The organism is Dactylosporangium darangshiense (assembly GCF_039537565.1).
Lineage (GTDB): Bacteria > Actinomycetota > Actinomycetes > Mycobacteriales > Micromonosporaceae > Dactylosporangium > Dactylosporangium darangshiense.
In genome coordinates this window covers 75,158-88,549 of record NZ_BAABAT010000031.1, presented here as the reverse complement: position 1 = coordinate 88,549, position 13,392 = coordinate 75,158, and the positions used below count along the sequence as shown (strand labels likewise).

Sequence of the window (13,392 nt, the reverse complement as noted above, 5' to 3'; positions counted from 1 at the left end):
CATGCCCGCGCCGGCCCGCCCCGTCCGCTGGGTGCCGTTCGCGCTGTGCGGTGCGGTCCTCGTCGCCGGCCTGTTCGCGCGGCCCCTCGGCTGGCCCTCGGCCGCCTTCGCCGCGGGCGTGCTCGGGCTGGCCGGCGTCGAGGCGCTCGACCTGCGCCCCGCCTCCCGCCGGCGCGGCGCCGCGCTGCTGGCCGCCCGCCTCGCCCTGCTGCTCGTCGTGGCCCGGTTCGACGCCGGCGGGCTGACCGGGGCCCTCGTCATCGTCGTGCCCTTCGCCGCGTACTTCACCTTCGGCCGCCGCGTCGCCGTCGCCCTCGGCCTGGCCGGCGCCGCGGCGCTGGCCGCCTACTACGCCGCGGCCGGCGGCGGGCACGTGCCGGACCTGCTGATGTACCTCGTCGGCCTCGCCCTCGCCCTGGCCATCGCGGCCGTCGCGGTCGGCGAGATGGACGCCCGCGCCGAGCTCGAACGGGCGCTGCTCGACGTCGCCGCGCTGTCGGCCGCGCAGGAGCGCAACCGGCTCGCCCGCGACATCCACGACAGCCTCGGGCACCACCTCACCGCCATCGCCGTGCAGCTGGAGAAGGCCGAGGCGTTCCGCGACCGCGACGAGGACGCCGCGCGCCGGGCGATCGCCGACGCCCGCTGGTCGGCCCGGCGGGCCCTGGAGGAGGTCCGCCAGTCGGTGCGGGCGCTGCGCGACGCCCCGCTGAGCCTCGCCGACCTGGCCCGCCACGCCGGCGACGAGCGGATGCGGGTCAGCGTCGAGGTCGACGGCGACGAGGAGGCCCTCGACCCGCCGGTGCGCATGGCGGTCTACCGCGCCGCGCAGGAGGCGCTCACCAACGCCCGCCGGCACGGCGCCGCCGCCACCGTGTCCATCGTGGCCGACTTCCGCGGCGGCGGCGCGAGCCTCGTCGTCGCCGACGACGGCGTCGGCCTGCCGCAGCCCCAGCGCGACGGCTTCGGCCTGCAGGGCATGCGGGAACGGGTCCGGCTGCTCGGCGGTACCGTCGACATCGCCGGCAACGACCCGGGCGTCACGGTGACGGTCCGGATCCCCGCGCCCCGGACGGCGGCATGACCGAGCCAGTCGTGCGCGTCCTCGTCGTCGACGACCAGCAGCTGGTCCGCGACGGCATCGCCTCGCTGCTGGGCATCCAGCCCGGCATCGAGGTCGTCGGAACGGCCGCCGACGGGCACGAGGCCCTCGAGCGGGCCGCCGAGCTCGACCCCGACGTGGTGCTGATGGACGTGCGGATGCCCGGGCTGGACGGCGTCGAGGCCACCCGGGCGCTGCGCCAGGCCCGCCCCGGCTGCCGGGTCGTCATGCTCACCACGTTCGACGACGACCAGTACGTGACCCTGGCGCTGCGGGCCGGCGCGGAGGGGTACCTGCTCAAGGACCTCGGCGCCGCCGAGCTCGCCGACGCCGTGCGCCTCGCGCACCGCGGCGTCGCGCCGCTGGACGCCGGCGTCGCCCGCCGGCTCGCCGCGGCGCTGCCCGCCGACGCCCCGGCCGAGCTCACCGCGCGGGAGCTGGAGATCCTGCGCCTCGTCGCGACCGGCGCCACGAACCGGGAGATCGCGGCGAGGGTGTACCTCAGCGAGGGCACGGTGAAGAACCACGTCTCGCGGATCCTGGGCCGGCTCGGGCTGCGCGACCGCACCCAGGCCGCCGTCTACGCGCGCGACCGCGGCCTGTGTAGCCGGTATAGTGTCGCCGTGACCACGCGCATGACCGGCTGGTGGCGCGCCCCGTAGGGCGGCCCACCCTCGTCATGCACCATCCACGGCCGCCTCGCCCGGGCGGCCGTTTCCGTGTCCACGGTGCCGGCCCGCCCGCGACGGCCCCGCACCGGAGGGACACCCCGCACATGCACGACACGCTGACCGACGCCGCGCCCGTCACCTGGGCGTCGCTGCTGCACCGGCTGCTCGCCGGGCACGACCTGAGCGCCGAAGCGGCCGCCTGGGCCATGGGCCAGGTGGTGCGCGGCGATGCGTCGCCCGCGCGGCTCGCCGCCCTGCTCGTGGCGCTGCGCGCCAAGGGCGAGACTGCGGCCGAGATCGGCGGATTCGCGACCGCCCTGCTCGACGCCGCCGCGGCCGTGCCCGTCCCCGGCCCGGTGCTGGACATCGCCGGCACCGGCGGCGACGGCACGAACGCCGTGAACATCTCGACGATGGCCGCGATCGTCGCCGCGGCCGCGGGCGCCCGCGTGGTCAAGCACGGCGGCCGGGCCGCGTCGGCGACGAGCGCCGGGTCCGCGGACCTGGTCGAGCAATTGGGGGTACCGCTGGATCTGCCGCCGGCCGGGCACGCCGCGGTGGCGACGGAGGCGGGCATCACGTTCCTCTTCGCAGCGCAGGTGCACCCCGGGATGCGCCACGCCTCACCGGTGCGCCGGGAGCTGGGCGTGCCCACCGTCTTCAACGCCCTCGGCCCGCTCATCAACCCGGCACGGCCCGCCCACCGCCTCGTCGGCGTCGCCGACGCGCGGCTGCTGCCCCTGCTCGCCGAGGTGCTGCGCGCCCGCGGCGCCCGGGCCCTGGTCGTGCGCGGCGACGACGGCCTGGACAAGCTCAGCACCGCGACCACCTCGCAGGTGTACACCGTCCGCGGCGGCACGACCCGCCGGGAGACCTTCGACCCGGCGGCGCTGGGCATTCCGCGGCCGGCGCCGGGCGCCCTGCGCGGCGGCGACGCCGGCGCCAACGCCCGCGTCGTGCACGCCCTGCTCGCCGGCGAGCCCGGCCCGGTCCGCGACGCCGTGCTGCTCAACGCCGCCGCGGCCCTCACCGTGGCCGGCGACGGCGACGCCCCGCTGGCCGAGCGGCTGCGCCCGCACCTGGACCGCTGCGCCGCGGCCGTCGACTCGGGCGCCGCGGCCGCGACGCTGGAGCGCTGGGTCGCGGCTGCCCGGTCGCGCCGGAACGCCTAGGTCGGGTCGGGGCGGTCGAGGAAGACCGCCCACGGCTCGGCCGGCAGCAGGAACGCGCGCTCGTCCGGGTCGGTCCTCGCGGCCAGCGCGTGGCGCATGGCCCCGTCCGCCGGCGGCGCGCCGAGGGCCTCGGCGAACGCCGCGCGCACCGGGGACGGGCCCGGGCCGGTGCGGGCGGCGCGCAGCACCTGGGCGGCGGCCCGGCGGCGGCCGGCGGCGTACAGGCGCTGGGCCCGGTCCAGGGGGAGCGTCGCCCGCTCCTCGGCCAGGTCGGCGAGGTCGTAGAACGCCGCCGACAGCGGGGCCTGCCGGGCGGTCAGCACCGCGATCGCGCCGGGTGCGAGCGGGACGCGCAGCGTGTGGCCGGCGAGCGACACCGTCACCCAGTCCGGCGGGTCCTGCAGCGTGCGCGCGTACTGGTCGTCGCCGAGATACGGCAGGTCGGGCACGAGGCCGCCCGGTTCGGTCACGACGCAGACGACCGCCTGGCGGCGGGGGTCGGCATCGCGGTGGCGCAGGGCGTGCCGGACCGCGGTGAGCTCCGGTCCGGGCAGCCGCACCGCCACCGTCGCCTCGTTGGACGCCAGGACCTCGACGGGCTGCAGGTGCTCGCGGGCGGCGTCGTCGAACGCGGCCGCGGTGTACTGCCCGGCGGGCACGATCGCCGCCAGGTCGCCGACCGCGGACGCGACCGTGCGGCCCGACAGCGTCCGCAGCTCCATCGGGGCGAAGGGGTCGTCGGCGACGACGCGCAGCGCGCCCTCGGCCGGGCCGCCCTTGACCATCAGCTCGGGGGTGAACTGGCGCAGCGACGCCGGGCCGGGGCCGTCGACGGTCAGCCGGACGGTCGTGTCGGCGTACACGTCGACGGCGCGGCGGTCCCAGCGCTCGCCGAGCGAGGCGATGACGCGGTGGCGCCGCTGCGGGACGTTCAGCCGCACCGGCGCCGGCCCTGCGCCGGTGACCTGCTGCTCCGCGGGCCGGCGCGGGTCGTCGTAGGCGACCCGGACCTGCAGCAGCGGGTCGGTGCGCGCGGTGTCGGGGTCGACCTCGACGGTGAGCGCGACCGTGCCGAACGCGTCGTCGGGGAAGGCGACGAGGACCGGGTTGCCGTCGCCGCGCGGGCGGGAGCCCTGGTCGGGGACGGCGGCCTCGACGTAGCGGGTGAGTCCGGCCCAGTCCACGACGTACGGGCGGGCGGCGGTCTCGTCGAAGTGTTTCGCGGCGCCGACGCCGTTGAGCGCGTCGACGACGGCGAGGGTGAGGTCGCCGCGGACGACGCCGTCGACGGCGTGGCCGCGGGCGGTGCTGCCGGGCTCGGTCGCCTGCAGCAGGTAGATCCGGGCCGTCGTGCCGGCCGCGGCGGGGCCGTCGAAGCCGAGGCCGCCGAGGCGGAACGGCTCCGGGAACGGGAAGTTGCGGCAGGCGTCGAGGACGACCACGACCTCGCCGAAGGCGGTCAGCTCCAGGCGGCTCAGCAGGTCCTGCACGCCGACGGCGCCGGGCTGCGGCACCTCGCGGTCGAAGTCGTGCAGCAGCAGCGCGTCGTGCGCGACGACGGGGTTGAACGGGTCGGTGCGCAGGCCGTGCCCGGCGAAGTACACGAACAGCCGGTCTCCCGGCCCGGCCGCGACCCGGGACAGGCGCGCGACGGCCTTGCCGAACTGCACGACGGACGCGGCGCCGGCAGCCACGCCGTCGGGCGGCTGCAGCCCGCCGCCGCTCGGCGACAGCAGGCAGGTCACGTTCGCCTCCGGGACCCCGCCCGGGCCGAGCAGCCACTCGCGCACCGCGAGCGCGTCGGCGACGGCGCCGCGCAGGTCGGCGCCGGGCGAGTTCGGGTAGGCGTCGCAGCCGACGACCAGCGCATGGTCCATCGCGGCTAGTCCTCCCGGCGACCGGCGCGCAGTGCCACGCGGTCGAGGTAGGCCAGCTGGGCGGCGACGGCGACGAGGACGAGCAGGACCAGCGCCCACAGCGGCAGCACCGAGCGGAACGGCAGGCCTCCGCCGGCGCGGTACAGGGCCTCGCGCATCGCCTGGACCAGGTAGGTCTGGGCGTCGGAGTGCTCGCCGTACCCGGTCAGCAGCCCCCACACGAGGTCCTGGGCCGACACGAACCACGTCACGACGTACGCCAGGACGAGCATCGGCACCGCGGGCAGGATGGTGCGAACCCACGGCACCGCCCGACCTTCGCGCACCGAAGTCTCGCGGCGCAGCACCTGCCCGCGCACCAGCAGCGCGAGGACGAACAGGGCCGGGATCGCGACCCGGCTGGGCGGGATGAGCCCGACGAACGAGTTGAGCCGCCCGGCGGTCTGCCCGGCCGCGAACGCGCGCACCGCGAGCGGGGTCACGCCGACGAACAGGAACAGCCCGAACGGCATCAGCAGCCACTCGCTGTGCCGGCCGAGGGGGCGCAGGCCGCTGATGCCGACGGCGGCGAGGGCGGCGACGGTGACGCCGACGGCGGCGGAGACGACCGGCGGCAGCCAGGTGTTGATGCCGACATTGGCGAGGTCGCGGGGCGGCTCGCCGCCGTCGGTGATGCGGGTGAGCCAGTCGCCGAGCCCGAGCCAGCTCACGGCGAGCACGATCAGCGCGAGCACGCCGGCGACGGCGAGGAAGACGGGGGCGGCGCTCGGGCGGGGCGCGCCGGCCGGCGGGCCTTCGTCGTCGTACTCGAGGCGCGTGCGCGTCAGGACCAGCAGCAGCGTGGCGGCGACGCCGAACACCATGAGCACGAGCAGCAGCACGGTGGACACGGCGGCGGCGGTGCCGAACTTCGCGTAGACGAACGCCTCCTGGTACATCTGCATCGCCGGGGTCAGCTCGTCGCGCTGCTCGCCGACGACATAGGGCGCGGTGAACGCCTGCAGCGCGACCGCAACGACCGCCAGGGCACCGATGCCGGCGGCGACGAGCAGCCCGGGCAGCGGGCTGTGCTGCGGCGTGCGGCGGCGCAGCGCCGCGAGGTAGAGCGTGACGCCGAGGGCCGCGGCCAGGCCGAAGCCGCCGAGCCAGTACACGGCGAACGCCGACGGCGCCCCGGAGTGGTCCTCCCACGCCGCGGCCATCGGCCCGGCGGCCGCGGCGGTCGGCGCGTAGGCGGCCAGCGGCAGGGCGAGCAGCCCGCGCGCGGCCCAGCGCCCGGCGGTGCCGCCGCGGTGCGCCAGCCACGCCAGCAACGGCGCGAGCAGCAGCACCACGAGCAGCGGCACGACCGCGAACAGCAGCGCCCGGCCGATGCCGGTGCCGAGGCCCTTGTCGAACACGGCGCTGTAGTTGTCGAAGCCGACGGACTCGCCGCCGGTCGAGCGGATCAGGCTCAGCTTCTGAAAGCTGGAACGGACGGTCCAGATCAGCGGCTCGACGTAGGAGGTCAGCAGCAGCACCAACGCCGGCAGGGCGAGCACGAGCCCGAGGACCACCCGCCAGGCCGGCCTCGGCGGCGCGGCCGGCGGGGGGACGGGCTGGAGCGCGACGGGATCAGCCATCCCGCCACCCTAGACGTACCGGGGTCAATGCGCGGTGCCGCCGTCGGCGGCGAGGGCCGCGGCCACCTCGGCCAGGGCCGCGCGCCACTGCGCCTCGTCCTGCTTGGGCAGGATGTCGTCCCACAGCGCCAGGCAGCTGCCGCGCAGCTGGCCGAGGCCGGCGGGGCGGGCCATGAACCACAGGTGCAGGTGTGCGGCGCCGTCGCCGACCTTCATCATGTGCACCCGGGCTACGCCGCCCAGGGCCGTCATGGCCCGCTCGATGCGCTGCGCGAGAGGGAACAGCTCGGCGGCCCGTTCCGGCGGCAGGTCGGAGGAGTCGTAGTGCCCGGCGGGCCACAGCAGCAGCGTCATCGGTACCGCGGAGGGCCCGCCGAGGTGCCGCAGCCGCCAGTGCTCGTCGCTCCACACCACGTTGCGCATCGGGTCCCGGCAGGTCGAGCACGACTCGGGGCCGTCCTCGCCGTCGCGGGCCGGCTCGGGCAGCACCGGCTCCTCGAGCGGCTTCACGTGCAGGTCGCCGGTGAACGGGAAGATCTCCCAGCCGGGGATGCCGCCTTCGAACGGCACGGACGGCCCGCCGATCGGCAGGTGGGTCAGAAAACGATCAACCATGCCGAACACCCTACAAAGGACTCGCCCGTCGCCGGCCGCAATCCCGGTGGACATCAACCCGGGTTCAGGTCATACGGTCGGACGATGAACATTCGCGGCGATCGGGCGGCGTTCTTCCACCTGCTCGTGAATACCCTGCTGGTGTCCGTCACCAACTTCACGGTCTGGTTCGCGATCACGTTCTACGTGTTCCTGCAGACCCGTTCGGTGTTCGCCACCGGCGTCGTGTCCGGCATCTTCCTGGTGCTCACCGCGCTGACCGGGATCTGGTTCGGCAGCCTCGTGGACCACCACGGCAAGAAGGCGATGATGCAGGCCTCGGCCGGGGTGTCGCTGCTGCTGTACGCCGCCGCGCTCGCCCTCTACGCCACCGCGCCCGAGGGCGCGTTCCAGGACCCGGCGGCCGTGCGGCTGTGGGTGCTCATCGTGCTGCTCATGCTCGGCGTCATCGCCGGCAACATCCGCACCATCGCCCTGCCGACGCTCGTCACCGCCCTCATCGCCGAGGACGGCCGCGACCGCGCCAACGGCCTGGTCGGCACCGCCTCCGGGGTGTCGTTCCTGGTCACGTCGGTGATCAGCGGCGTGCTCGTGGCCGCCGGCGGCATGACCTGGGTCCTCGTCGTCGCCCTGGCCGTGCTGGTCGCGGCCCTGGCGCACCTCGCCGCGGTGCGCTTCGACGAGCGGGCACCCTCCACCGTGGACGGCGCGGCGGACACGGCGCAGCCCGGGCGGGGCCGCGTCGACCTGCGCGGCACGCTGCGGGTCGTGTCGCAGGTGCCCGGCCTCGGCGCGCTCATCGTCTTCTCCGCCTTCAACAACCTGCTCGGCGGGGTGTTCATGGCTCTCATGGACGCCTACGGGTTGTCGCTGGTCTCCGTGCGGGCGTGGGGCCTGCTGTGGGGCGTGCTGAGCACCGGCTTCATCGTCGGCGGCCTGCTCGTCGCCCGCACCGGCCTGGGGCGCAACCCGGTGTGGCTGCTGCTGGCGGTCAACCTGGTGCTGTGGGCGGTGACGCTGCTGTTCCCGCTGCGCTCCTCGATCGTGCTGCTCGCCGCCGGGATGTACGTCTACATGCTCCTGGTGCCCTACGCCGAGGCGGCGGAGCAGACGATCCTGCAGAAGGTCGTGCCGTACGAGCGGCAGGGCCGGGTGTTCGGCTTCGCGCAGAGCGTCGAGCAGTCCGCGTCGCCGCTGACCGCGTTCCTCATCTCGCCGGTCGCGCAGTTCGTGTTCATCCCGTTCATGACCGACGGGCTCGGCGCCCGCGCGATCGGCGGCTGGTTCGGCACCGGCGCCGACCGCGGCATCGCCCTCGTCTTCGTGCTCACCGGCGTGGTCGGCGTGTTCGCCACGGCCCTGGCGCTGCGCTCCCGGCCGTACCGGCGCCTGAGCCGCCGCTACGCCGCCGAATAGGTCCCGCAAGAATGTGACCGGCCAGGCTGTGCCGGTCACATTCCCGCCCGGGTGAAGCTATCCGACCAGCGCCTGGCCGCCGGAGAAGACGTTCGTCGGGTCGTAGGAGTGCTTGATGCGCAGCAGCCGGTCCCGGTCGGCCGGCGCCCAGTTGGCCAGCAGCGCCTCCGGCCCGGCGTGGCCGGAGAAGTTGATCAGGCCGCCCGGCATCGTCTCGACGGCGAGCACCCGGTCGGTGACCGCGTCCACGACCGGCGTCAGCTCGGGCAGGCCGGGCCCGATGACGAACAGCGAGTACTGCGCGCCGCGCCCGCTGACGGCGTTGGGGACGGCCGGCGGCCGGGCGAACGCACCGCCGAGATGGCGGACCTCCACCATGATCAGCGGTACGTCCACCTGCGGGCCGGCGACCTCCAGCACGTGCTCGACGGTCCGCGCGGTCAGCTCGCCCAGCAGCACGCCGCGGTCCCGCGACGGCATCGGGTCGACCGGGTCCCGGTGCACGGCGTCCACGGCGGAGTACGGCAGCCACGACACGTCGTCGATGAGCGCGGGCGCGGCGGCGCGCATCGGCGCGAGCAGCTTGTCGCCGTCCTCGGGGGTGCCCAGATATGCCACCCGCAGGTGCGCGACGTACGCACCGCGCAGCGGCTCGGGCAGCTGCGGCAGGGGCGGCAGCCGCAGCAGGGCCACCGACGAGCTCATCTCCTCCGGCAGCCCGGCGCTCCACGCCCGGTAGGCGTGCAGGACCTCCGCGGCGTGGGTGCCGGGGAAGTAGATGCCCCCGCCGAAGAACCCGGGTACCTCGAACAGGCCGAACTCGATCTCGGTCACGACGCCGAAGTTGCCCTTGCCGCCACGGACGGCCCAGAACAGGTCGGCCTCGTGGTCGGCGTCGACGGTGCGCAGCGCCCCGTCCGCCGTGACGATCTCGACGCAGCGGACGTGGTCGGCGGCGAAGCCGTACCGGCGCCCCAGCGGGCCGGCGCCGCCCCCGAGCGTGTAGCCGACCACCCCGACGTGGCTGGAAGAGCCGTTCAGCGGGGCCAGGCCGTGGACCGCGGCGGCCTCGACGACCTGCGACCAGCGCGCGCCCGCGCCCACGCGGGCCGTGCGCGCCGCGGGGTCAACGGAGACGGTACTCATCCGGCGGGTGCTGATCAGCAGGCCGCCGGTCACCGGGCGCACCGCGCCGTGCCCGGTCGCCTGGACCGCGACCGGCAGGCCGTGTGCGCCGGCCCAGCGCACCGCCGCCGCGACGTCCTGGGCGCTGGTGGCGCCGACGACGGCGAGCGGCTCGTGCCGATGGGCGACGTTCCAGGACGCGACCTCGGCCGCGTAGCCCTCGTCGCCCGGAACAAAGACGGGCCCGGCCGTGGCCGGGAGATCAATTCGTGCGATGGTCATGCCGACACGGTGCCGGGACCCGGTTGTACGGCAGTTGGTCGGCGCTTGGTCAGTGCTTGGGCGCCGCTAGGGCCGCCAGCTGCGCGTCGCTCGCCGCGATCAGGTGCGCCGCGCCGAGCCGCTCGTGCACGGCGCGGGCCGAGCGTGCGTGGCGCAGCGCCGCGTCGCGCTCGCCCAGCCGGGCGGCCAGTTCGGCGAGGACGAAGTGCAGCGAGCCCCAGGTCGCGGACGAGGAGCCGACGGTGCAGCAGCGCTCTGCGAAGGGCTCGATCTCGTCGTAGAGCTCGCGCGGGTCCGGGGCGCCCAGGCGTGCGGCGATCAGCCCCCACTGGAACGCCACGAACTCCCAGCCCCACAACTGCTCCCGCGCGGCGCCCCAGCGCTCGACCAGCGCCCGGGCCAGGTTCTCGTCGCCGGACTCGCAGCAGGCCAGCACGGCGGTCGGGCGCAGCAGCTCCAGCAGCGGCTCGTCGGCGCGGCGCACCAGCTCGTCGCGAAGGTCGCCCGGGCGGCCTTGGAAACGACGGCTGGTGTACAGCAACGCCAGCCGGATCCAGTGTGCGCCCCACAGGCTGGTGTGTTCCTGGAGCGCGAACGCCTCGCCGACCAGCCGTTCGCCCTCCGCCCAACGGCCGGCCAGCATCGCACGCCCGGCCTGCGCGTAGCGCACCTGGGCCGGAAGGACCGGCGTGCGGATGTCCTCGACCAGGCGCACGCAGCGGGCGAGGTCGGCGTCGAACGCGGCGATGTCGCCCGCGTTCACCTCGGTCATCATCCGGTGCAGCCGTGCGGTCACATCGACGGTGCGCGGCAGCGGCGCGATCGCGAGCAGCTCGTCGACCATGGCGCGGCGCTCCGGCTCCCGGTGCGGCACCCACGCGACGTTCCAGTGGTTGTTCAGCGTCCGGGCCAGCAGCTCGGGGTCGCCCAGCCCGCGCGCCAGGCGCACCGCCTCCGCGGCGTGCGCCTCGCCGAGCTCGCGTTCGGGGCTGTGGTACAGCTCGACGGCGAGCGTGCCGAGCAGCACCGCGCGACGGTAGCCGTCGTCCGGGTCCAGCCGGTCCAGCTGGTCCCGCAGGATGCCCACCATGCGCTCGTCCACAGTCAGATACGGCCGCCACGCCCACAGGGTCACCCCGCCGAACAGCGTCGCCGCGTCCGTTGCCAGCTCGTCGTCGCCGAGCTGCCGGGCCAGGGTCAACGCCTCGTCGAGCACCGTGCGGGTGCCGGCCACGTCGCCCACGGCGCGCCGGGCGACGCCGAGCTTCACCAGCAGGCGGCACCGCTGCTCGGCGGCGCCCCGCCCGGTCGGGTCCAGCGCGCCGAGAGCGGACTCGAGGTACCGGGCGGCCTCCTCGAAGGCCAGCTGCGCCATCGACAGCTCGGCCGCGCGGGTTGCGTAGCGCACCGCACGCTCCGCGACGCCCAGCCGCGCGGCCATCGTGAAGTGATGCACCAGGCCCCCGAGCAGGTCGGGGTCGTCGGGGCGGTCGAAGGCTTCCAGCGCCTCGCCGACCTTGCGGTGCAGCCGGGCCCGCTGCAGGCGGCTCAGGCCGCTGTAGACGGTGTCCCGCACGAGGGCGTGAGAAAACCGATAATCCCAGCCCTGCGGTACCTCGAGCAGCACACCCGCCGCGACCGCCGGCTCGAGGTCCGCCATGACCTGCTCGACCTGCTCCTCGGTGGCCGCCTGCAGCAGGTGGAGGTCGACGTCGCGCCCGATGACCGCGGCGGTCTGCAGCAGTGCGCCGGTGCGTTCGGGCAGCCGCGACAGGCGCCGCATGATGACGTCCCGCACGCTCTCCGGCACCTCGGACCCGGCCACCGCCTGCGCGCTGCCCCAGCCGTCCGGGTGCTCGCTGTCCAGCAGCCGCAACAGCTCCTTGAGGTAGAAGGGGTTGCCACCGGTGCGCTCCAGCAGCGCGGCCGCGACCGCGCCGCCGTGGCCGCCCCGGTAGCCCGGCGCGTGGCCGGTGTACTCGGCGATGTCGTCGGTGGTCAGCGCGCTCAGCCGCAGCCGTTCGGCGCCGCGCTCCTTGGCCAGCAGCGCCAGCGTCCCGCGCAGCGCCGGGTTGGCGTCGGCCGCCTCGGGGCGCAGTGTGGCGAGCACCAGGATCGGCAGGCGGTGCAGCGCGGGCGCGAGGTGCGCCAGCAGCTGCAGGGACGAGGCGTCGGCGACGTGCAGGTCGTCGATGACGAGGAACAGCGGCCGGGCCTCGGCGTGTGCGCGCAGGGTGCCCGCCACCGCCTCGTGCAGATGGAACAGGGCGGTATCCGGGTCCTCGGCGCGCCAGCGGTTCTCGTCCCGCCCGGTGAGCACGTCGAGCAGGTCCTGCCCGGCGCCGGGCTCCGGCAGGGCGCGCAGCACCTGCGCCCATGGCCAGAAGGCGGGCGTGGCGCTCGCCTCGGCGCATCGGCTCCAGGCCACGACGAGGCCGTGCTCGGCGGCGACCTGGGTCGCCCGCTCGGCCAGGCGGGACTTGCCGAGGCCGGCCTCGCCCGCGACGAGCAGTACGCCGCCGGCCCCGCCCCGTGTCAGTGCGATGCGCTCGGCGATGCGCCGCACGTCGCCGCCGCGGCCGACGAGCGGCTCGGCGGCATCCGGCGCCGCCGGTGCGGCGGTCCCGGCGACGCTGCGCGCCTCCCGCGCCGCCGGTGCCGCCAGGGAAGGTTCGTGGCGCAGAATCGCCCCCTCGAGCGCGCGCAGCTCCGGCCCGGGCGGCAGCCCCAGCTCCCCGGCCAGCAGCGTGCGGGCACGGCGAAATGCGGCCAGGGCGTCCGCCTGCCGGCCCTCGCGGTACAGCGCGAGCATCAGCTGGCCCCACGACCGCTCGCGGAAGGGCTGGCGATCCAGCATCGCCTGCGCCTGCGCGATCGCCGCGCCGTTGCGCCCGGTGCCGAGCCAGACCTCGACCAGGTCCTCCAGCGCGGCGTTGCGCACCTCGTCGAGCTGAACCACGGCCGCGGCCGCGAACGCCTCTTCGGCGAGGTCGGCCAGCGCCTCGCCGCGCCACTCGGCCAGCGCCTCGCCCAGCAACCGCTCGGCGGCGGTCAGGTCGCTGCGGTCGAGGCCCCGGCGGGCCGCCTCGACACGGGCGGCGAAGCGCACGGCGTCGACCTGCTCGCCCTCGACCGCGAGCAGGTACCCCGGATCCCGGGTGAGCAGCACCGCCGGCGGCGTGCGCGGCGGCCGGTCGGGCTCCAGGGCGCGGCGCAGCTGCGAGACGTACGCCTGCAGGGTCCCGGTCGCGCTCGACGGCGCCTCGCCGGCCCACAGGCCGTCGACGATACGGTCGACCGAGACCACGCGACCGGGCTCGAGCAGGAGCATCGCCAGCACCGCCCGCTGCTTGCGGGCGCCGAGGTCGATCGCCTCGCCGGTTGGCGTCCGCGCCTCGATCGGGCCGAGGATCCGAAAGTCGAGCCGCGCCACCGGGCCACGATAGCTTTCCCGGCGACCGGGCAGATCAGCCGAGCGATCTTCGAACCGTCCCCGGACGGACGACCCTG

9 protein-coding genes are annotated in these 13,392 nt (G+C 75.8%); 4 read left to right on the top strand and 5 right to left on the bottom strand.

The window, feature by feature from the left end:
- The first annotated feature begins 1 nt into the window (after position 1).
- The 3 genes from ABD901_RS39740 (at position 2) to trpD (ending at position 2,945) form a co-directional block, all read left to right on the top strand.
- Complete coding sequence (locus ABD901_RS39740; RefSeq protein WP_345135461.1) at positions 2 to 1,084, top strand: sensor histidine kinase; 1,083 nt, start codon at positions 2 to 4, stop codon at positions 1,082 to 1,084.
- A complete protein-coding gene (locus ABD901_RS39735) occupies positions 1,081 to 1,764 on the top strand; it encodes a response regulator (RefSeq protein WP_345135458.1) in 684 nt (227 codons plus the stop codon). Before ABD901_RS39740 ends, ABD901_RS39735 begins: the two co-directional genes overlap by 4 nt.
- A 113-nt stretch (positions 1,765 to 1,877) precedes the next feature.
- A complete protein-coding gene (gene trpD, locus ABD901_RS39730; RefSeq protein ID WP_345135456.1) occupies positions 1,878 to 2,945 on the top strand; it encodes an anthranilate phosphoribosyltransferase in 1,068 nt (355 codons plus the stop codon).
- On the opposite strand, the gene ABD901_RS39725 is transcribed toward trpD, so the two are convergent.
- From ABD901_RS39725 to ABD901_RS39715, 3 genes are read right to left on the bottom strand one after another with little or no spacing between them, the layout of a single operon-like run.
- Positions 2,942 to 4,822, bottom strand: a complete 1,881-nt coding sequence (locus tag ABD901_RS39725) for a caspase family protein (protein ID WP_345135454.1) — start codon at positions 4,820 to 4,822, stop codon at positions 2,942 to 2,944. The two genes, trpD and ABD901_RS39725, sit on opposite strands and share 4 nt — an antisense overlap.
- Before the next feature lie 5 nt (positions 4,823 to 4,827).
- Entirely contained in the window at positions 4,828 to 6,444 is a 1,617-nt protein-coding gene (locus ABD901_RS39720; protein ID WP_345135452.1) for a sugar ABC transporter permease, read from the bottom strand.
- Between the two features lie 24 nt (positions 6,445 to 6,468).
- Entirely contained in the window at positions 6,469 to 7,059 is a 591-nt protein-coding gene (locus ABD901_RS39715) for an HIT family protein (protein ID WP_345135450.1), read from the bottom strand.
- A gap of 84 nt (positions 7,060 to 7,143) precedes the next feature.
- Here ABD901_RS39715 and ABD901_RS39710 point away from each other — a divergent pair, with 84 nt between their 5' ends.
- The gene (locus ABD901_RS39710) at positions 7,144 to 8,475 is read left to right on the top strand and encodes an MFS transporter (protein ID WP_345135447.1); all 1,332 of its coding nucleotides are present in this window, start codon (positions 7,144 to 7,146) and stop codon (positions 8,473 to 8,475) included.
- Between the two features lie 57 nt (positions 8,476 to 8,532).
- Here ABD901_RS39710 and ABD901_RS39705 read toward each other — a convergent pair whose 3' ends face one another.
- Positions 8,533 to 9,882, bottom strand: coding sequence for an FAD-binding oxidoreductase (locus ABD901_RS39705; protein WP_345135445.1), 1,350 nt, complete (start codon positions 9,880 to 9,882; stop codon positions 8,533 to 8,535).
- Between the two features lie 49 nt (positions 9,883 to 9,931).
- Positions 9,932 to 13,315, bottom strand: a complete 3,384-nt coding sequence (locus tag ABD901_RS39700) for an ATP-binding protein (RefSeq protein WP_345135444.1) — start codon at positions 13,313 to 13,315, stop codon at positions 9,932 to 9,934.
- Positions 13,316 to 13,392 lie beyond the last annotated feature (77 nt).